This window comes from Aquimarina addita (genome assembly GCF_039539305.1).
Lineage (GTDB): Bacteria > Bacteroidota > Bacteroidia > Flavobacteriales > Flavobacteriaceae > Aquimarina > Aquimarina addita.
The window spans coordinates 42,054-64,171 of the sequence record NZ_BAABCW010000010.1; the positions used below are offsets into that span (position 1 = coordinate 42,054).

At 30.6% G+C, this 22,118-nt stretch carries 17 protein-coding genes; 9 read left to right on the top strand and 8 right to left on the bottom strand.

All coding sequences use genetic code 11. The features are described from left to right. Nucleotides 1-19: 19 nt before the first annotated feature. Entirely contained in the window at nt 20-883 is an 864-nt protein-coding gene (locus ABD816_RS12905; RefSeq protein WP_344927953.1) for an ABC transporter ATP-binding protein, read from the bottom strand. A 4-nt stretch (nt 884-887) separates the two neighbouring features. Next, nucleotides 888-2,198 carry a serine hydrolase domain-containing protein gene (locus tag ABD816_RS12910; RefSeq protein ID WP_344927955.1) on the bottom strand — a complete coding sequence of 437 codons (1,311 nt, stop codon included), beginning with the start codon at nt 2,196-2,198 and terminating at the stop codon, nt 888-890. A 478-nt stretch (nt 2,199-2,676) separates the two neighbouring features. Here ABD816_RS12910 and ABD816_RS12915 point away from each other — a divergent pair, with 478 nt between their 5' ends. Then, nucleotides 2,677-3,393 carry a sensor histidine kinase gene (locus ABD816_RS12915; protein WP_344927956.1) on the top strand — a complete coding sequence of 239 codons (717 nt, stop codon included), beginning with the start codon at nt 2,677-2,679 and terminating at the stop codon, nt 3,391-3,393. A 1-nt stretch (nt 3,394) separates the two neighbouring features. Beyond that, the gene (locus ABD816_RS12920) at nt 3,395-4,093 is read left to right on the top strand and encodes a LytR/AlgR family response regulator transcription factor (RefSeq protein ID WP_344927957.1); all 699 of its coding nucleotides are present in this window, start codon (nt 3,395-3,397) and stop codon (nt 4,091-4,093) included. A gap of 126 nt (nt 4,094-4,219) precedes the next feature. Here the strand turns inward: ABD816_RS12920 and ABD816_RS12925 are convergent, their stop codons facing one another. The 3 genes from ABD816_RS12925 to ABD816_RS12935 form a co-directional block, all read right to left on the bottom strand. Further along, a complete protein-coding gene (locus ABD816_RS12925; RefSeq protein WP_344927959.1) occupies nt 4,220-5,116 on the bottom strand; it encodes an alpha/beta hydrolase fold domain-containing protein in 897 nt (298 codons plus the stop codon). A gap of 58 nt (nt 5,117-5,174) precedes the next feature. Then, nucleotides 5,175-6,038, bottom strand: coding sequence for an alpha/beta fold hydrolase (locus ABD816_RS12930; protein WP_344927961.1), 864 nt, complete (start codon nt 6,036-6,038; stop codon nt 5,175-5,177). Nucleotides 6,039-6,111: 73 nt separating this feature from the next. Next, entirely contained in the window at nt 6,112-6,786 is a 675-nt protein-coding gene (locus ABD816_RS12935; RefSeq protein ID WP_344927963.1) for a DUF4386 family protein, read from the bottom strand. A gap of 110 nt (nt 6,787-6,896) precedes the next feature. Here ABD816_RS12935 and ABD816_RS12940 point away from each other — a divergent pair, with 110 nt between their 5' ends. Then, the gene (locus ABD816_RS12940) at nt 6,897-7,184 is read left to right on the top strand and encodes a hypothetical protein (RefSeq protein ID WP_344927965.1); all 288 of its coding nucleotides are present in this window, start codon (nt 6,897-6,899) and stop codon (nt 7,182-7,184) included. 395 nt (nt 7,185-7,579) lie between these two features. Further along, nucleotides 7,580-8,677, top strand: a complete 1,098-nt coding sequence (locus ABD816_RS12945; protein ID WP_344927967.1) for a BamA/TamA family outer membrane protein — start codon at nt 7,580-7,582, stop codon at nt 8,675-8,677. 353 nt (nt 8,678-9,030) lie between these two features. Here ABD816_RS12945 and ABD816_RS12950 read toward each other — a convergent pair whose 3' ends face one another. Both ABD816_RS12950 and ABD816_RS12955 read right to left on the bottom strand, forming a co-directional pair. After that, nucleotides 9,031-10,428 carry an NAD-dependent succinate-semialdehyde dehydrogenase gene (locus tag ABD816_RS12950; protein WP_344927970.1) on the bottom strand — a complete coding sequence of 466 codons (1,398 nt, stop codon included), beginning with the start codon at nt 10,426-10,428 and terminating at the stop codon, nt 9,031-9,033. 50 nt (nt 10,429-10,478) lie between these two features. Then, nucleotides 10,479-11,219 carry an SDR family oxidoreductase gene (locus ABD816_RS12955; RefSeq protein WP_344927971.1) on the bottom strand — a complete coding sequence of 247 codons (741 nt, stop codon included), beginning with the start codon at nt 11,217-11,219 and terminating at the stop codon, nt 10,479-10,481. Between the two features lie 413 nt (nt 11,220-11,632). On the opposite strand from ABD816_RS12955, the gene ABD816_RS12960 reads away from it, so the two are divergent. The 5 genes from ABD816_RS12960 (at nt 11,633) to ABD816_RS12980 (ending at nt 20,722) form a co-directional block, all read left to right on the top strand. Next, entirely contained in the window at nt 11,633-12,973 is a 1,341-nt protein-coding gene (locus tag ABD816_RS12960; RefSeq protein WP_344927973.1) for a hypothetical protein, read from the top strand. Between the two features lie 350 nt (nt 12,974-13,323). Further along, entirely contained in the window at nt 13,324-13,923 is a 600-nt protein-coding gene (locus tag ABD816_RS12965) for a DUF6642 family protein (RefSeq protein ID WP_344928182.1), read from the top strand. A 431-nt stretch (nt 13,924-14,354) separates the two neighbouring features. Then, nucleotides 14,355-15,374 carry an SGNH/GDSL hydrolase family protein gene (locus ABD816_RS12970; protein WP_344927975.1) on the top strand — a complete coding sequence of 340 codons (1,020 nt, stop codon included), beginning with the start codon at nt 14,355-14,357 and terminating at the stop codon, nt 15,372-15,374. Beyond that, the gene (locus ABD816_RS12975) at nt 15,371-17,839 is read left to right on the top strand and encodes a T9SS type A sorting domain-containing protein (protein ID WP_344927978.1); all 2,469 of its coding nucleotides are present in this window, start codon (nt 15,371-15,373) and stop codon (nt 17,837-17,839) included. The genes ABD816_RS12970 and ABD816_RS12975 overlap by 4 nt, the downstream gene beginning before the upstream one ends. A gap of 465 nt (nt 17,840-18,304) precedes the next feature. Continuing rightward, complete coding sequence (locus tag ABD816_RS12980; protein ID WP_344927980.1) at nt 18,305-20,722, top strand: S8 family peptidase; 2,418 nt, start codon at nt 18,305-18,307, stop codon at nt 20,720-20,722. Here the strand turns inward: ABD816_RS12980 and ABD816_RS12985 are convergent, their stop codons facing one another. Beyond that, entirely contained in the window at nt 20,723-21,739 is a 1,017-nt protein-coding gene (locus tag ABD816_RS12985) for an AAA family ATPase (RefSeq protein WP_344927982.1), read from the bottom strand. Nucleotides 21,740-22,118: the final 379 nt, after the last annotated feature.

Below are 22,118 nucleotides of genomic sequence, written 5' to 3' on the forward strand. Positions count from 1 at the left end.
GGGTTATAAGGAGAAACAACTAATTCATTTTAGTTAAGTATAAATAGGCATCTTCTAAATTTGCTTCTTTTTCAAAGGAATTATCAATAGGGTTATCAGCTATGTACCTAACAATTAATTGATTCTTTTTACGAGAAGTACTTACTACGAGTTGTTCTGTTTTAAAAATAGATAACTGCTCCTTTTTTATAGTGGTTTCAAACACCTTATTTCTTACCTTTTGTATAATATTTTCCTGATTTCCGTGAGTAATGAGTGTTCCGTTCTTCATAATGGCAACTCTATCTGCAATTGTATCTATATCGGAGACGATGTGTGATGATAAAATTACAATGCAGTCGTTTGCCAAGTCAGAAATTAAGTTTCTAAACCGAACCCGTTCTTCTGGATCTAAGCCTACTGTAGGTTCGTCAAAAATTACAATTGTAGGATTGTTTAATAATACTTGTGCAATCCCCACACGTTGTTTCATTCCTCCAGAATAGGTTCCTATTGGTTTTTTAGCAGCATCAATTAAGTTTAAACCTTTTAGTAAATGCGTAATTCTAGGTTTCAAATTATGACCACCAACCCCTTTCATTGCTGCTATATATGTTAAAAATTCATAGGCGTTTAAGTTTGGATAAATACCAAAATCTTGTGGCAAAAACCCTAGTTGCTTTCTCATATAATTAGGATCTTTAACAATATTATTTTTGTTTAAGCAAATAATGCCTTTGGTAGGTTTGTTTACTGTGGCAATCATTTTTAACAATGTAGATTTTCCTGCCCCATTAGGACCTAATAAGCCTAAAATTCCTTTTTCTATAGTTATAGAAAAATCGCTAATTCCGTATATATTTGAACTGTATCTTTTAGATATATTCTGAATCTCTAATTTCATGTTATTAATTTTCAGAGATTACACGGTTAATAATAGCTTCTAAACCATTTTGTCTGAAAATTAATTCATTTGGATTTTCTGGATTTACTTCTAATTCTACACCAAAACCCCCATTATAGAGTTTGTTTTTTTCTTTACTAATTAAAATAACCTTAGCACCCTGAGCTGACAAGTACAATTGTTTGTTACTCTCTAAAATTTCTATGTCCATTTTCATTCCATTCGAATCAAAAAGATATTTCCCTATAACATGTTCAAAATTAGTAGTGATGTTTTTGTCAAATGAATAAGTAGTCGGTTTTCCTTCAAGGAAGTTTAGCAGTTCATTTTTTATCATTTTCCCAAAAGGAATAGAAATACCGTTACTGAAGAATAAGGCTAAGTTTTGATTCTCAGGATTATAATATTCTTTAAAAGAGTAACCTATATTATTCCCACCGTGACCAATATAGCCACTTTTAAATTTTCTCATACCCAGACCACAGGAGGCATCATCAAAAGAAATTAGCTGTTGTAATGAAGTATCAGAAAGCAATGTTTTTTGTTGAAATAGATGATGATAAAATTTAGCCATATCGTGTAATGTTGAGGCAATGCTACCTGCTGCATAAGCAAATTTGGCAAAGAATCTATAATCTAAATATGGAGTAACATCTTCTTTTTTATGAATAGGCGTTGCTAGGTTTGCAAGGTTTTTAGAAACATAGGGATATGATGCTGTCATATTACAAGGCGTAAAGATGTACTCTTGCAGTAAATTAAAATAACTTTTATCGGTTACCTTTTCTAAGACATGCCCTAATAAAATGAAATTGGTATTACAATAATCAAATTTACCAACCTTATCAGGATTGTTTTTAGGTATTTTGTTTAAGAAATTACCATTATACAAGCTATCACTTTTAGCATAAAAGTTGTTCTCATAATTCTCTCCAACAATTTCGCCTAAACCACTTCTATGACGCAATAATGTTTCTATTGTTAAACGCCCATTCACATTTTTAATAGGCTGTAAGAAGGTACCAATAGAATCAGAAAGTTGTAAGGTTCCTTTTTCCACTTCTTTTAAAATTAAAATAGCTGTCATTTTTTTTGTAGCACTACCAATATTAAAAACGGTATGCTGGTTAAAATTATAATTGCCAATATTAGCAGTAGTAGTTTCACCATTTTTGTGTATTAAAATTCCAATTCCCTGATGTAATTCTTCCAAATAGGGGTTGTATTTATCTAGTTGATTTTGTAAGGATTGCGCATAAGAAGCACTTGTAATAACAAATAATAAACTATATACTATTGATGTCAATGATTTCATAATGATTTGATTTTTATAATGTACACTTCAAAAGTGTTACTAAAATCCTAGTATGAAAAAGAAAAATGATGAAGTGGTTTTCTAACATGATGAAGTTAACTTTATTGGGTCATCACTAAAAAAAGACTGTTCAAGTAAAAAAAAGTACCTTTCATCATTTAAAAAAGTATCCTTTATATTTAAAACGTATTTTGGGTTTAAAATTTAAGAATAACATATGTCAAAATTTGATACATGGATAGATCATAAAGTAGTACAAAACATATTTGTTTGGAGTTGCTTTTTTTTGATATTGGTAGGCACCATCTCTTCTGATAATAAACCATTAACAGCTTTATACATTTTTCTATTTTTAGCACCAGCGGTTTATATTAATAATTATTTTATTCTACCACTTTTTAGAAGAAATAATATTCGGTTTGTATTGTTTTTTATTCTAAACCTAGTCGTATTTACATTAATTCCTTGTTTTATAATTATGAAGTCTATAGAAAAAGACTTTGAAATAGATAAGTTCTTTAATCTTTTTGGTGCTATGTTTTTGGCAATAACTTTTGGTATGACAATGCGTATTACTCGAGATAGTTTTCGTCGTCGACAACAAGAAAAAGAAGCAGAATTAAAGTTATTAAAGGCACAATTAAATCCTCACTTTTTGTTTAATACGCTTAATAATTTATACGGATTATCAGTGGTTAAATCTGATAAACTACCTGATTTAATGTTAAAACTATCAGACCTGTTGCGCTACAGTTTATATGATACTAAAGAAGTATTAGTTCCATTAGAAAAAGAAATTAAATATTTAGAAAATTATATATCATTAGAAAAAATTAGATTAGAAGAAAAAACAAATATTCAGTTCACTAAATCAGGAAATCTTTCATCAAAAAACATTGCACCTATGCTTTTAATTGTTTTTGTAGAAAATGCATTTAAGCATTTAGGGACTTTAAAAGATGGAAATAGTAAGGTGATTATTTCTTTGCAAGAAATAGATAACACAATTAGATTTAGATGTAGCAATACAATTGAGAAACTGGAACCTAAAGACGAAATTCTAGAAAGAGGAAAGACGGGAATTGGCTTGCAGAATGCTAAAAAACGTTTGCTACTAATATATCCGGACAAACATCAATTGTCAATTGAAGAAAATGAAAACCACTTTACTGTGCAATTAATAGTAGATTTATAAAATGAAAATAGTAAGATGTATCATAGCAGATGATGAGCCAATAGCACGGCAAATCTTAGAAAATTATATTGATTCTCTACCAAATTTAGAAATTATTGCTTCTTGTAAAAATGCTTTTGAAGTTCTTCAAATTTTACAAGAAAAATCAATAGATATTTTGTTTTTAGATATTAATATGCCCAAACTTTCAGGGTTAAGTTTATTAAAAACAATACAACAAAAACCTGACGTAATCATCACCACTGCATATCCGGAATATGCTATTGAAGGATTTGAACTTGCAGTAACAGATTACTTATTAAAACCTTTTTCTCTGGAGCGTTTTTTACAGGCTGTAAATAAAGTACAGAAAACCTCAGAAATAAATACAGAAAGTATATCAATTGTAAAAGCAGAGAAACAGAGATTTATTTTTGTGAAAAATGATAAAAAAATTATCAAAATTAGTTTTGATGAGATTAATTATGTCGAAGCTTATGGCAATTATATTAAAATTTACACAGATAGAATGGTGTTAACCCAACAAACGTTATCTGATTTTTTACATAAATTACCGGATTTTTTCGTTCGCATTCATAAATCATTCATTATTAACTTTAATGAATTAAAGCTGATCGATGGTAATCAAACAATTCTTCGCAATGATGTTAAATTACCGATAGGTAAATCATATAGAAAAGATGTATTAGATAAGATTTAGAATTACGAAAAAACATCTTAAAACTTGATTTATAGCTCAATCACTAGCGTGCAAATACTTTGCAAACTAAACATTTGGCTTAGATTAGAGTAGAGGAGTAGAAGCAATCGGCGTAGAATACACGTTTTATTTTTTACTATTATTTAATAAATTAATAATTGTAATTAAGGCAACTTTAGCTTCTTTCATCACAGGAAGAAATGGCCATATATGTGGCATGTTTTTACCTTCTATTAATTTCATAGGTATGTTTGCCTCTTTTAATTTTGTTACCATCAACTTTTGATCCGGATAGGTAATATCATTTTCTGCGAGAAACAAAATAGTATCAGGAAATTGCTCAAAACTTCCATACAAGGGAGAAATCATTACATCTTTTAGATTACCATTTTCAGCACACATCTTTTTGGCACTTAGTAAACCCACTTTAGAAAGCATAGGATCTTTTTGATCTACTTTATCAATATCAGGATTAGAGATAGATGCATCCATTACAGGCGAAACAAGAATAAGTATATTAGGGGTTTCCTTTTTGTTAGCAATTAATCGTTGCGTTAGAGCAGTAATTAATGTTCCTCCTACAGAATCACCTATTAATGAGATTTGACTTGGTTGATAATTCTGTAAAGCCGTTTTATAGATAGAATCTATGTTTTCTGAGATTTTAGATATCGTATGTTCCGGAGCCTTGGGATAATTGCACATCCAGATAATGTAATCAGTCTCTTTTGCTATCGTCTTTATTGTATCCCAATGATGCTGTCCGGGTCCACAAATGAAAGCGCCACCATGAATAAACAACAATAATTTATCAGAGGAGCTCTTTTGACCTATTTCTGTAATGGATGAACCTGAGATTTTAAAGCTTTTAATGATATTTTCTTTAAAAGACTTACCTTTTGGCTGGTAAACATCTTCTTTTCTTATGGTTTTATACGGTACTGGATCTTGACTAAAATTCTTTTTTAAACCTTTGAGTTTAATCACTAATAGTGCAAGGTAATATGTGAAACTTTGTTTCATGAGTTGAGTCTAAGGTTACTATTCATTTTGATTGGTTGATGATTGATTTGATGTGTACTCATGTATTATTTTCTATGATGATTTTTTCAATTAATTCATTTTGCTTTTTGCTTAGAACGTGTTTGGAATTTTCTAATAATTTGACACTTTGTAAACCAGGAAATATTCTTTTAGCTCTTTTAATCATTTTCTTTCCAGGAAAAAGAATATCATTTTTTGCGGCAAATAGAGTTATCGGAGTTTGTATTGTATTGGCTTTTCTAGCACCAATGACAGGAATAGATGTAAAATCCATATCAAAATACAAGAATACTTTAGATAAATATTGTATTGCGAATTCATCACGTTCAGAAAAAACTTCTGCTAGAAACTTTTCAACATATCTAAGCTTCCTGGTTTTTATATACCGTTTCATAGGTATAAATATTTTAAATAATGCTTTCAGAGGATTTCCATTAACGATGTACGCGGGAGCAGATAAATACACTTCTTTAATTACACGCTCATTGAATTCGAGGGTTTTTAGGACAACCAATCCTCCAAATGAAAAACCAACAAGAATTACATTTTCTACCTTTAAGGCATCAATAACTTCGTTCATCCATTGTCCATAAGAATCATCTTTCATATCCAATCGTGTTTCACCACTTTTATTAGGTTGTGCTAAAACGTCTATAGCAAAAACTCTAAAATGTTTACTTAAATTAGGGTACGTTTCAAGCGCAATTGGAGCACACCCATTGGATCCGTGTATAATGATAATAGGTGGACTGGATATCGCGCCTATTGTAATAATATTGGTTTCGCCAAACGAAGTTTTGATGTTGAGATATTCAAATTCAATGGCAAGTTCTTTTAATTTCTGATCATATAAACCTAAAATTTCTTTCTTCCCTTGTGATGTTTTAAAAAGTGATTGCATACCCCAATTATTGTTACTTATTTTCTTTACATAATATTTCTTCTTTCTTTGAATAGTTACAATACTTTAGAAATTATGAAGTGTTAATCCGTTTATAGGTTTTAGGCTTTCTTAACAAAGCGATTCCTATCCAGAAAAACCAGATGATTTGACTAATTCCAAAAATTTCAGTAAAAATATCCAATGGATAAACCGTTAATATTCCTACTAACCCAACGAGTAATCCTAGAACATTTAAAGCTTTTGAAAATAAATTTCTGTGGATGGCTATACTGCTTATCAATAATACCCAAATGCCACCCACAATCTCATTTCCACCGCCAAGCCCTTCAGCAACAATACTAATAACAGACCAGATTTGCATTGCTTTTTCTGGGTTTGTAACTCCTATTTCCAGTATAGAAGTGAGTCCTATAGTAGTAATCATACCACTAGCAATGACTAATCCAACCCATATAACTCCAAATATGAAGGCTAATTTTGATAGGTTTGGAGCATGTCTTTTTAAATACTCGTGTAGTGCAAGTACAAGCACGGCTAACAGGATTCCAAATAATACATAACTGATAAAGTTTACTGTAGATAAAGTGATATAGTTATGTTCTAAAAAAGTAAAAGTATCAACCGTATTTGCATCTTTATCCGGATATACCAATAGACCTCCATAAACGATAAATGCTGATATGTATATACATGCTTCGAGGATTGCAAAAACACCTCCAACTTTTTGAATACTTCTAGATTCCATTTTTATTACTTTCTATATTCAAAGATTAGAATTTTTAAAAAGAAATAAATTGATATTTATCAAATAATCATGCGGACTTGATAGAACGAGTAGAATTTTGCATCAGCGCTATGCGTTCATCACCAAGGGGTTTTGGTATTCATTACTATGATATTAAAATATCTTTTATCGTATTATGGTATGTGGTTGAGACGCTTCCGTCGTATATCGGTTTAATGTTAAAACAAAAAAAATGGAGAGGGATGTTTGGTTTGTCATTACGCAATATTTATAATCGAAAGAATATAATTGATCAAGGGCTCGAATTTACAGATGGCGTAGATGACATCATATTACAAGCTTTTGATAAAAGGTCGTTGCGACTTACACCAGATGTAGTGATCCGTTTTAATTTTTAAGAATGAGGAAAAGTGTAATTTTTGTGGAATGGAAATAGTTACAAAATTGTATGCGAGTAGTTTTTTATTCAAAAATATACGATATGTAATTGCGGACATTAAATGTATAGTATATAATGCACGTTAGAATACAATAAACAACACTTCTTACTTGCTTCTATAATGATAATAATTCTATTGTTTATCTATATTTTAGACACTCTTAATGTTTCATAAAACATTTGGTAAGTTTTTAAATTTGACTAATTTCGCCTTCTTAATTTAGATGCTATTCATAATAAAGACCACTAGGTTTATTGAATAGTATATAAAAATCATACATATTGAGATATACTCAAATTAAATCGATTTTTGGGAAGTTATTGTTTTTTTCCATTTGCTGTTCATCCATATCAATGTCAGCACAAACTGTAGACGAAATCAAGGAATTTTTCACTTTTTATCCTAATAAAAAAGCTGCGGAACGCGATTCTACGTTGTATAAACAAAAGTTTATTGCAGCACCTGTTTTTACCTATTCACCAGAAACTAACTTTGCGTTTGGAACGGGTGCTAAGTACCTCTTTAAATTTAATGGAAGTGGAGAAGAAACAAGAGTTTCTAATATGCCAATGACGTTACAATACACGCTTAATAATCAATTTTTTCTGTACTCTGGATTCGAAGTATTTACGAATCAGGAGAAGTGGGTTATTGAAGGCAACCTATTATTTCAAAATTACCCACGTTTATACTATGGTCTTGGTAGTAACACACCAAAAAGTGCAGAGGAGCAATATGATTACTATCAGTTTCTTGTCGAGCCCATATTCTTAAAACAAATGTTTCATAAGTATCTATTTATCGGAGCAGGTTTTAGATACAATCATATATTTAAAACTAAAATTGATCCCGATGGTTTAATTGCCCAAAATCAACCTAATGGATTCGATGGTTCTACATCAGTAGGTGTAGAGGTAGCTACGCTTTATGATAGCAGAAGTAGTCTCCTCAATGCACAAGACGGATGGTATTTCGAATTTACCCATGGCAAATATGGTAAAGTTTTGGGTGGTACCAATGAATTTAATTTAACACGTTTAGATTTAAGACATTATTACGAAGTTTCTAAGAAAAATATAGATGTCTTAGCATTTCAATTCTATGCGCAATTTTCACGCGGAGACCTTCCGTTTTCAGAATATTCTTTTTTTGGTGGGAGCGAAATAATGCGAGGCTATCAAGAAGGTAGATATGTAGATCGTGATCTGCTCGCTATTCAGACAGAGTACAGAAAGAATTTTAATAACTCCAGATGGGGGGTAGTTGGTTTTTTGGGCACTGGTGATGTATATAATAATGTAAGTGAATTCCAGTTTAAAAACCTGAAACCTAATTATGGAGTTGGAGCTCGATTTAATCTTGATAAAGTAGAAAACCTTAACCTTCGTTTTGATGTTGGTTTTGGCGAGGGTACTAATGGTTTTTATTTTGGTATAGCTGAAGCTTTTTAGGTATCATCACTATTACTCAAATAATTTTTTCTATATCATCACAAACAGTACTTTAAAATTATGATGTAATACGCTCTGTCCGCATGGATAATAGGAGCGAAGTAGAAATGATATAATGGGATTATTAAAGAGGTTTTATAGCAATTCCTGGATTCTTTTATTCGTATTTAGTAAACCTTAAGAATATACTTCAAAATAAAAAAGAGAGTATTATCCTCTTCCTTATCGATATACCTTTTTGACTTTACTAGTATAGATAATAACACCGATAACAATTATACGGAATCACTAAATAACCTATAAAAGCATTTAACTTTAATTAAATGCTTTTATAGGTGATATTACTATTTTAATTAAGCGTCAGGTATTAAAATTGACTTTACATTGACAAATTCCTTAATACCAAAACCTCCGTGTTCTCTTCCAAATCCAGAATCTTTAACCCCTCCAAAAGGCATAGAAGGTTCTGCTAATCCAAATGAATTAATAAACACCATTCCTGTATCAAAATGATTTTCGGCAAGTTTGGTAGCACGTTCTATGTCTGTAGAAAAAATTCCTCCACCAAGTCCAAATCGACTGTCATTAGCAATACGCATGGCATCATCCTCATCTTTTGCTCTTATTAATGCTGCAACTGGTCCAAAAAGCTCATCATCATACGCTGGTTGTCCTGTATTTACATTTTCTAAAACAGTGGCAGGGTAATAATATCCTTCTCCGCTTGGAATTTCTCCTCCACAAAGAATTTTTGCACCCTTAGAGACACTTTTTTCAACTTGTTCGTGTAACGTTTCCCTTAAATCCTTTCTGGCCATCGGACCCATTTCAGAATCTTCTTTTGATGGATCGCCAACTTTTAAGTCTTTCATGGCCTTTACAAAGGCATCTCTAAACTCTTCATAAATACTGTCAACGGCTATAAAACGCTTGGCTGCAATACAGGTTTCACCATTGTTATATATTCTTCCTTTAACACACATTTTTACAGCAACCTCTAAATCTGCATCATCCAAAATAATGTAGGCATCGTTACTACCAAGTTCTAACACTGACTTTTTAAGTTCTGCAGTTGCTTTCTGTCCAATTTTTTTTCCTGCTCCTGAGCTTCCTGTCAATGTAATTCCTCTTACATACGTATGCTTAATGATGGTATCAGATTGATCATGTTCAATCACTAAAACCTTAAATAAACCTTTTGGTAAGCCTGCAGTTTCAAAAATAGTTTCTAATAATAGTGCTGTACCTGTTACATTAGATGCGTGTTTAAGTAATACACTGTTTCCTGCCATTAAGTTTACAATAGCATAACGTATCACTTGATAAGATGGATAATTCCAGGGCTGAATTCCATAAATTATCCCTATAGGTGAGTAGGTAACTATTCCTTTACCACCATCAGTTAATTCTCTTTCTTCGTTCTTAAGAAATTCTGCGGCATTATCAGCAGAATACTCACAAATACCAGAACATAAATCTACCTCTTGGTTACTTTGTTCTAAAAGTTTACCCATTTCATCTGTCATGAGTTGAGATAATTCGTTTTTGTAGTTCTGAAGTTCATTTCCAATAGCTTTAATTATGTTCCCACGTTCTTCATAGGATTTTATTTTCCAATTTAAAAAAGCTTCATGTGAGTCGTTTATAATTGTATCTACCTGGTCATCTGTCATGTACTTATATGATGATATTTTTTTTCCTGTAGCAGGATTTGTAGTTTCAATCATTTTTATATCTGTTACGGTTTCCATATGTTTTATTTTAATACTATATTACCCAATACGCTATTAAGATTGAGCACTTATTTTTGCTCTGTAGGTACAATATAAATGTCGTTAATATTTACCCGTTTAGGTTGTGTGAGAGTATAGTAAATTGCATTTGCTATATCTTCAGACTCCAATGTGTTCATTTCTAACATTTCTGACATTTTATCTTTAATATCTTCGTCCGTAACCGTACTGGTTAAATTTGTTGCCACAGCGCCCGGCTCAATCGATGTTACGTTTATTCCATATTCTGGTGCAAGTTCTTGTCTTAAGCCTTCAGAAAACATTTTTACAGCAGATTTAGTAGCACAATATACTGCTCCACCTGGGAAATAACGATTCGCTGCCATGGATGAAATATTAATAATATCACCACCTTTATTGTCAATTAAGTGTGGTAAAACAGACGATACTCCATTAAGCACACCTTTAATATTGACATCTACCATTTTATCCCATTCATCCGTTTTAAGCTTGTTGATAAAAGATAGTGGCATTAAGCCTGCATTATTAACCAAACCGTCAACTTTTCCGAAGGTATCTACCGTTTTTTCAACAACGTTTTCAAAATCCTTTTTCTTAGTTACATCACCTGCAACTACAAGTGCTTTTCCTCCATCTTTTTCTATTTCATTTTTTAGCGTGACTAGTTTATCTTCACTTCTTGCCATTAAAACAACTTTAGCCCCTTCCTTTGCAATTTTTTTAGCAGTTGCTTCTCCAATTCCACTTGATGCTCCAGTAATAACGATTACTCTATCTTTTAAATTCATATTTTTAGTTTTAATTAAAATTTGATTATCTCAAAAGTCTAAAAACAAAAAAGCAATCATTAGCTCTATTGGTGCTATTGTTTGCTTATGTGGTAATAGTGAACATAAACTTTTATTAAAATCATATAGTGTAGTCAAAATAATTTCTTCAACATTGGTATCAGTTCTAGTATATATATTTCTAATATAATATGAAATCTGGACTATTTTTATAATTTATTGATTTTCCATAAATTCTTTTTTTTAAGCCTAATTATCTTTTTTATCCTTTTTTTTTAACTATTATTAACATTGATAATACATTATTAACTTTTATTAACTTATTTTTTAAAGAGGATTCATTCTTTTTTCAGGATCTTTACCACGTATATAAATACGCACAAAAATTTATAAACTATTAAAACCTATTCAAAATGAAAAATTATTTAAAAATTTCAATTTTCAGTGTACTCGTTATGCTGATCAGTACAGTTTTTATTTCTTGTGAAAATGAATCTATTGATGAATCAGATCAGGAAGTGAACCTATTAGAAAAAAGTGAAAATCTTCTGCTCGATACGATTTCTAAAGAAGCAGTCTCTACAAAATTAGTTGCACTATATTCCACCCGTAACGGCACTTATATAAGTTCAGAAAATGGTGGTAATGTAACCTGTAATAGACAAGAAATTGGTCCTTGGGAAACAATCACTATGATTACCTGGGAGGATGGAACCATTTCTTTTAAAGGGAATAATGGATTATTTCTTTCTGATGAAAATGGTGCAACCAATATAAAGTTTGATAGAGCAGAAGCCGGATTATGGGAAAAATTTCAAACAGTAGGCGGAACAGGAGAAGGAGTAGGTATTATTAGAGCCGGAGAAGAAGATGGGGTCAACTTTTCTTATTTAAATGGTAGTGATACCGATGTAAATTTTAATATCGATAATGGAGGTGTCTACAGAGATTTTACTATAATCAATTTAGGAGAAGATATAGTATCAGAAAAATTAGTTGCATTGTATTCTACTCGTAATGGCACTTACATCAGTTCAGAAAATGGCGGTAATGTAACCTGTAATAGACAAGAAGTTGGTCCTTGGGAAACAATCACCATGGTTACCTGGGGGGATGGAACAATTTCTTTTAAAGGAAATAACGGATTATTTCTTTCTGATGGACATGGCGATTTGAACATTCAGTTTGAAAAAGAAGTAGCTGGTACATTTGAAAAATTCATTTATAATGGTAGCACAATTACTAGTGTTTGGGATGGGGAATCTACATTAAATGGTAGTGATACAGATGTAGTTTTTAATACAGACGGTGTTTATTGGGATTTTGATATCATTGAATTACCAATACCAGATCCAAATGTAGTATCTGAGAAATCAGTGGCAATAAAATCTATTCGTAGAGATACTTATTTAAGTTCAGAAAATGGTGAAAATGTAACACTTTCAAACAGAACAGAAGTGGGTACTTGGGAAACGTTTACCATGGTTACCTGGAAAGATGGAACAATTTCTTTTAAAGGAAATAACGGTCTATATCTTTCTGATGGACATGGTAATTCAAACATAAAGTTTGATGCAGAAGAAGCCGGTACATTTGAAAAATTCACATATGCTAATGCTTCAATTATTAGTGTATGGGGTGATTTTGGAGATGCTGTTTTAGGTGATGTATGGGACGAGGTTAATCGTGTTTACAATACGACTTTTACTCAATCTGTTGTAGCTAATTCAGAACTTACTATCATCGAATTATAAATTTATTTAATGTGATGTATTAAGTAATCGTTAGCAATCTTTATAATATATAAGGCAGAAACTTAAAGTTTCTGCCTTATTTGTTTCTAATATATTACAATGATAGGTATTGAATATGTTCTTGTACTGTATCAACAAAATTATCAACATACATTCTAATATGCCTGGCCTTATCCTCTACATAGTGGGACAATAGTATTTATAATAATATTGACATCTTAAGCTAAAGACCAACTTTGTATGTAGAAAGCATCAAATATTGTTTCTATACATTTTACATGAAATCCCCAAAAAAAGTAAAAGAGTTATATTATTTTTGCATTATCGATATTTCGCATAAACCCTCAATTTTGTTAAAGAAAAGACAGCAATTACCACAAGAAGAATGTATAGATACAGATTATTTCATTTACTGTCTAGAAGCAGTTCATGATATTGAAACGAATGAGATTACTGAGGCGCAAAAAAAATTAGAACAATTGACCTCTCAATATGGCGTAGCCAGTATTTATAAAACCTGCGATACTATTGAAGGTTTAGAAACTAGTTTAAATACATTGGTCTTAGATGATCATAATTTTAAAGACTATGAAATTATCTACTTTATTATAACAGGTGAAGCAAATAGCATTTGTTTAAATAATTATTACTACAGTCTACAAGAAATTGCAGAAATTTTTGAAGGGAAATTAAAAGGAAAGATTTTACATTTTTCTAATGCAAAAGTGCTGGATTTAGACGAAGAAGAGGCACAACTTTTTTTGGATATCACAGGTGCAAAAGGTGTTTCTGGATATGGTAATGAATTAAATGGAATCACTAGCTCAAATCTTGATATTGCATTCTTTAACTTATTTAAAGAAGATGATAATATGCTAGATGTGGTAGAAGAGTTGCATCAAAGGTATTACAAAGTCTGTAAACTACTTGATTTTAGATTGTATTATTAAATTAAGATCTTATATTAAACAAAAAGCAATTTTATTTGGCTACAGATATTGATATTTTAATTGTTCGCGTATTAAACCAAAGTATGGATTATGAAAACAATCTGTGATCGTTAAAAAGTTATTCATCATAATAAAACTTCATATTTAAAGGTTTACAAAGAAATTTTATATAATGACTGATTATAATATTAAAAGTATTATAATGTACTTGCGTTATGTCACTTTGCTTGGGGAAAGGCAAAGTTTACCAGTTCTATAGTTTATTTTTAAAAGTTTTCTAACGAAAAGCTTCTTTAAAAAAGGTAATAGAACACTGATTTATGCAAGCCGGCGGCAGGAGGGGAGTGTAATGTGTTAATATATAGTAAAATACAAAACTGAACTTTTTGATAAAAAATTTCAGTTAAGTAAAATAAATTATATTTGTTAAAATGAAACAAATTTTTATTTTTTTTATAATCCTTATAATCAGTTTTAAAAGTTTTACACAAACAAATCAAGATAATTATGATTCCACAAGATTTATAGCTTTTGGAGCTTCGATAACTAATGCCGTATTTTCTGTTAATGCTTATAGCACTATAACCGAAAAAATTAATACGACTTACCCTGATGAAACTGTAGAGGTTTATAATGAAGCAGTTGGTGGTTCTACAATTAATTGGTTAAAAAACACAATTGATGAAATTTTAGACCAATACACACACACAACAACAATACAAACATTCTGCCCAATACATATTGGTGGTAATGATGTGACGAATACAAGACCATTTTCATCTTTAACACAAGAAAATATAGATGAATTAAATTCAGATTTAGATTATATTATAGATGCTATTGAAGCAAAAGGATTTATTCCTATTTTGTTTGATATTACATTTCGCAATTACGATGACACCACATATGAAAATGAAGAAAATGGCAGTAAACCGTATAACGATAATTTAATAATTCCTAAAATATTAGAAAGAACTCCAGAGTTTGCTTTTGAAGATGGGCAAAGTTTTATGCAACCTTATGTTCTTGTATATAATAATTATGAAAGTTATTTAAGCTCAGATAACATTCACTTAGAAAATGGTTTAGAACCTTATAGAAACCGATTTGTAAACTCAATTTGTAAGTATATTTTTGAAGGTATAAGTCCTGAAAAGCTTGTTAAAAATTCAGATAATACACTATCGGCAAACAACATAAGTCTTAAAGAAACACTGAATAATAGCTCCATTTATCCTAACCCAGCTAATTCATCTATTTCATTAGCTTACGATGGAATTGATATTATTAAATATCAACTCATTGACCAGACTGGTAAAAATGTAAAAAATGGTTTATTAGATAAATATAATATAACTATCAATATAGATAATATAAGCTCTGCGCTATATATTCTCAAATTAATTAATAGTAATGGAGATTCTAAAAATTTCCAAATTCTAAAAAAATGAATAAAATAAAACCACTCTTTACCATCTTAATAATCTGTTTTAAAGGTTTTACACAAACATCAGAACAAAATACTCCTGCCGAAAACGCATATTTTAATGCTTTCTTTCTCCCGCAAGAGCAAGCTTCAAATTTACAAAGCGCGCTAGACACTCACGGTGCTGTTAGACTAGGAGACGGAGACTACTCTGCAGCTGGTGATATAATTATGACTAGCAATCAAAGTTTTTATGGAAATTTAAATCAAAGAGGCACCTATACCGGAGGAAATATCACTATAAGAAAAGGATCGACCAATGTACACCTAGAAAATTATGATGGGCTCATAGAAAACACTATAAATAAAATAATTTTTGAAAGTGGTGACCCAATAACAAACAGCACCTTTAGTTCCATTTATTATAGTGAATTAGTACTTAACAATGGTGCTTTAGAAAACAATTTATTTACAGATATATCTAGAGTTACAACCTCATTTAATTGTTCTGAATCAGGATATTTTAGAAACAATATATTCATCAAAATATTTCAACAATCATCTGACGACCAGGTAACTATGATAGGAAATGATGATACACCCAGTTATGGTAATTTAGAACTTTCAAGAAATATACTTACTAATCGTAGGAATAGTACTTTTTATGAGAACCTAGAAAACCATAAATTGGTGGGATATGATGCAGAATTATGGGGAAATCTCACAGGAACAGAAGCTAATGCTGCATTTTATTTTAGAGACATTGATAATTTAAAAATGTATAACGGTAGTGGATATTCTAATTCTGGGGCTGCAGAATATGATATTGAAGCTGATAAACTCATTATGCTAAGAAAAAATATTTTTAGTGAATCGCAACCAACGATTAGAGCAAATACTAATTTTTTAGGTATGTGGATAGAGGGAGATGCACCAATAAAAGAAAATAATGTATGGGATTTTACAGCACATTCTAGTAGTAACAATATCACTTCATTAAACGATAACGATCTTTCTAGCACTTTAACTGGAGAAGATGCTACAAAACTTAGAGACTTGATTTTAGATACCGAATACAGGCCTATACCAAAACCTACTTTTGAAACACTTCCAAATCCTACAGGAGGCAACTGGGCAACAGAACGATTAGATAAGCCCGATGAGAGTACCGCTATTCAAGCATTAATAGATGCAAATGGTATTGCAGAATTAGAAGATCGAACATATTATATAGGAAGCCCTATATATTTAGAAAATAAAGAAGGTATTGTAGGAAAAGGAACTGGTAAAACCGCGATTGTAGGTCTAACGGATGATTTTCCTTTGATATATTGTCGAGATGATATAACCGAAAATTCTGATCCTGACAATATTTTTGTAGGTCAGTTAACTAATGTCTCTTACAAAATTGCGCATATGACATTACAAGGAGGTTCTGATGGAATATATGTACAACCGATAGGTAACGAAACTACTGTTTTACAAATAACCAATACAGCCTGGAGACATTTAATCTTTAGAAACCAAACAAACGGCATTCATTTAGATTCATTTTATGGATTTGACAATAATTTCTTATACAATTTAAATTTTGTTGACTGTAATAAAGGATTTTATCAGAATGCTCAACCTAGACCAGGTGGAACTTCGGGAGAATGGTCTACAATGACATATATAGATAAAACGGTATTTTACCAATGTCAATTTATAAATTGTAATATCGGTGTAGATATGCAAGCCCAAAGACCAAATAATTTAGATGCTTGGATTGATTGTAATTTTGATGGTAATGAAGTAGCAATGCACACAAGAAATTCAAATGCCTTGTACTGCGCGAACTCTATATTTACAAATACATATGGAGAATATATACAAACAGGTGGAGCGCCTATGAGCTACTATAGCTGCGATTTTTCAAACAATACAACTTCAACACTGTTTTTTAACCATACTATATATGCCGAAGGTTGCAATTTTAATGATGCTATGCCTTTTGATGTTGATAGAAATAATGGACAGTATTATTTATCCAATAACAAAATCGATAACACAATAGATATTTCAAATATAAATAGAGGCTTTTTAATTAATAATGAATTTACAACCGATTCTAGTTTAAATAAATTAATGATTGAGGTAGTAGATGGAAATCCGTTAATCATTTTAGATGAGCCTTCAAATCCATATCCGCAATTATTAGTTACTCAAGATAACTCTAATACTCTAAGTATTACAAATACAAACTCTACGAATAATAATATTTTAGTTTATCCAAATCCTAGTTCAGATATTATAACGATTAATTCGGAAGAAGGACTTACTCCCTCACTTTATTCTTTATATGATATACAGGGTAAAATGATAGAAACGCATACAATTAATAGTAATAGTACGGTTCTTAATTTAGAGAAGTACACAAGTGGTATTTATATATTAAAAATCACACAAAACAATCAAAAGATCGAATCATTTAAAATCATAAAAAAATAGGCAGGTAATAACTTAATCTTGTTTTACATAATGGCAAATTATAGCTACTAATGTGGCAGGCGTGTCGCAAATTAACTTTTACATAAGCGTATTGGTTATATCTGCAATTATGTAAAATGCAAGCATCCCCCAATTTGCTACAATATACATTTGTACTATAATGTACTTGCGTTATGTCACTTTGCTTTGGTCAAAAGCAAAGTTTATTACTTCTACATTTTCTTTAAAAGTTTTCTAACGAAAAGCCTCTTTAAAAAAGGTAATGGAACACTTATTTTCCGAAGCGACGATAGGAGAGTAGGGGAATGTGTGTGGAATGGGAATAATTCCCTTAATTATTATTCAAAAGTAAGGGTTTTCCATAAATGATTATGGGATATAATTTTTATATTTGAAAAGCTCAGGGTTAAGGATCAAAGATACCAGATGATTTAATGACCTATAATTGTTCAATAATAGTAGTGAATGAATAACAAACACGTATATCTCAATAACAAAAAAAATCAACAAATTGGCTTTAATCGTAAGAGAGGATTTACTCCAAAAGTAACTGAAGAAGAGCCAGAAGAACTAACAATAAAAGAATTTCAAGTAGTCAATCTTCGAAATTATTACATAGACTTTACTCAAACATATGAGAGTAGATACGCTAATAGAACCATTGAATTCCCTACATATATTGATTTAATTGAGATTCGGTTCTTTCCAATTTTCAACAAAAATTTAAAAAATAAATTCTTCCAGAAATACGGTTTATTACCAGTTTCTTACAGTGATTTTAATCGTACAGTTGTTTTCGAGGTTGTTGATAATAATTTATTTGATGCCTTTAAAGCTGATATTGAATTCATAATCAGTCTAGATGAGGATGTGCCTTATTCAGGTGAAGATTATAACATAGTCGCTACTATCTATAAGTTTAGTTTTATTGATAAGAGAGCAAAAACAGATAAAGAGGAAGGTATTATTCTTTCTATTATTCAATCAGCATCAATTGAAATTGCCAATCTTCAAAAAGAAAGATTAAAGCAATTTCTTAAAGATGCTGATTTGTCGTTTTCAACTAACAATAATGAAGATCTCTTTTATTTAAATCATGCAAGCAATGAAATTGTAATTAACATTGAACAAAATTTTGATATTATACAAAGTATTACTAGCTCTAGAGCACTAAATGTTAGACCTGGAATGTTAGGTACACTAAGAATGGAATATGGTTTTGAAGTAAGAATTCCAGAAAACCTTTCTACTGTCGGAATTATTGATACTGGTGTAAATAAAATTGACCCTTTTAATAATTTAATTGTTGACGATGGAATCAACATAACTGGAGAAACCGACGCTGATCATTCTGGTCATGGCACTCTGGTGGCTGGTTTAGCGATATTTGGACAAGAATTACCATCTTCAGTGCAAGATTCTTATTTAGCTAAATGTAAAGTTTTACCTATTAAAGTACTTCATAATAATAATGGAGGAATTAATTTTCCGATGTTACTACAAGCAATAAGAACTGCAAATAAAGATCATGGTATTCGTATTTTTAATATGTCATTGGTCTTTTATCCTAAAAAATATAATGAGGCCTTTTCAGAGTTTGCATATGAACTTGATCACCTTTCTCATGAACTTGGTATTTTGATTTTTATTTCGGTAGGAAATTTTGATTCTATTTCATTAAGAGAACTATTGACTACTGATTTTCATAATGACCATTCTTATCCAGAATTCTATTATAATTTAAATTCTACTTCTCCCGTTCATAATTGTGAAAACACAAACATTAGCACTCCTTCAGAATCACTAAATAATTTATCAATTGGAGCACTCGCAGGTAATATAGAAGACGATGAAAATTCAGATATTACACCTGCCAATATTTATCCTGCATATTATACACGTAAGTTTCATTTTGATTATGAGCAAAAAGTAAATTCTACAGATTTTAATCAAAATCAAAAGAACAAACATTTAAACAAGCCCGATCTAGTGTTTGATGGAGGTGATCTTTTAAATGAGCAATCTGGTATTGAAGTTATTGCAAGTCCTGTAGATAACTATTTTAGAAGAGCAGCAGGCACGAGCCTTTCCACTCCTTTAATTACTTCGATTGCAGCAGAAATAGAGGGAATGTACCCTAATTTAGATGTTCAATCAATAAAAGCCTTGTTAATTAATAACGCTAATTATTATAAACCTAAGGAATTACCACATTTTAAAAATAAAGGAGAGCTATTGAGAAAGCTAATAGGGTTTGGTATTCCAAATAGAAATCAAGCATTATTTTCTGATAATAAATCAATCACGATGGTGGTTGAGGATCAAATTAAATTGCTTGAAGTTGTTTCTTTCCCAATTTTTTTGCCTGAATATCTCAAAATTGCTGAGAACAAATTAATATTTGAAATATCAATTGCTTATAGTTCGTATCCTGATAAAGGTAATCATTTGAGTTATTTACCATTGCACATGTCTTTTAATTTGATGAAAAATCTACCGATAAAAGAAATTGCGACAAAAAAGGCAAGTGAAACGGTAGCAAAAAATGGATTTTCATGGAGTGAAGATCATTTTGGTAAGGAAAATATTCTTTTCTCAAATGCTCAAAGTAAGGAATACAGACTTCAACCCAAGGATATTGTTTCTTTAAATGGTCAAATGGCTATAGCAGTACGATGTTTATCTAAAGATAATATTGATGAAAATTTGAAACAATATCTAGAAAATAATAAACATTCTTTTTCATTAGTAATTCGCATTACAGAAGAGTTGAAAAACAATACTGAAAACAACCTCTACAATGAAATGCTTGAAATCAATAATTTAACCGTAATAAGTGAAGTAGAAATAGGTGCTGATTTAGATTTAGATGCAGAGAATTAACTACTTTTTCAATGCCTTTTTCTCAAGCTCAATTAATTCAGACCAGACAGAAATATTAATTTTATGTTCTAATTTTTTATCGTCTAATTGCTTGAAGAGTGTCCGCTTAATTGCATTAATTAAAGTTTTCTGAATACTATAATAACTTAATGTCTCACATTGTCTAATGATCTTATTTAAAGCAGTTTTAGAAGGGATTTTGAAATCCCCTTTCTTAAGAGTTAATTGTATTAATTCTTCAATTTGTGATTTATTAGGTAGTGAAAACTCCAAATTCACATCAAATCGTCTAAGCAAAGCTTCATCAATCATATTTTCTTGATTAGTTGCAGCTATAACAATAGATGATTGAGGTAGATAATCAAAAAGCTGAAGAATTGTATTCACAACACGTTTCATCTCACCATGATCTTGATTATAATCTCTTATTTTACCTAAAGAATCAAATTCATCAATAAAAATAATACTATCCTCCAGAGCTGCTTTCTTAAAAACCTTTGTCAGATTCTTACTAGTTTCACCAAGTTTAGAAGAAACTATAGCGCCTAAATTAACAACATACATGGTTTTATTTAATTCCCCAGCAATAACATATGATGCCAGAGTTTTACCACAACCCGAAGGACCATGTAATAAAAGTTTGTTAGAAACAGGTAATTCAAACTTCTGTAAAAGATCAATAGAATTATTTTCTTTAATAAAGTAAATTAGTTCGTTTTTTACTTCAGGATCAATAACTAAATTTCCTAATCTATAATCAGACTTTAGTTTATCAATAAAGAGATCATTAGTTTCTCTTTCATTTTGCTGGTTGAAATAGTGGTCAGAACCAACTTTTGTTAGGTTGCCACTGTTTCGATTTGATTCCTTTAACAATGACTGTAATTGAAGGGCAAGGTTGACTTTCTTACTTTCCCTGAAGAATTCAATGAATTCATTCAAAGATTTTAGTAAGCTTTCACGATCATTTTCTAAACCATATCGTGCAATTTTCTTTATGTGATCAATTTGTCCCACTAACTATTTAAATATACTACAAAACTAAAAGAAAGATATCAATATTCATATCAAATTTACTATTTTAATTATAAACTCGTTTGATTGAAATTTTAAATACTGAAATTATTATGTAAAATAGAACTCCAGTATAGAAATTATCTCGTTAGAGTAATTTTATGCTTATGTGGAAACCTTTACGAGAATCACATTAAAACTTTTTTCACATATGTTTTATCGAATACGCGATTTATAAAACACCTAAAAGTGTTTGCTTTTTTTGGTGTGGACAAGCGTTGGCAAATTGTGTGTAGATAAAAATGCATTGAGCATTTTTATCTACAAAACAATAAAGCGGTTGGGCGCGGCAATTTTACATAACGGCAAATTATAGCTACAA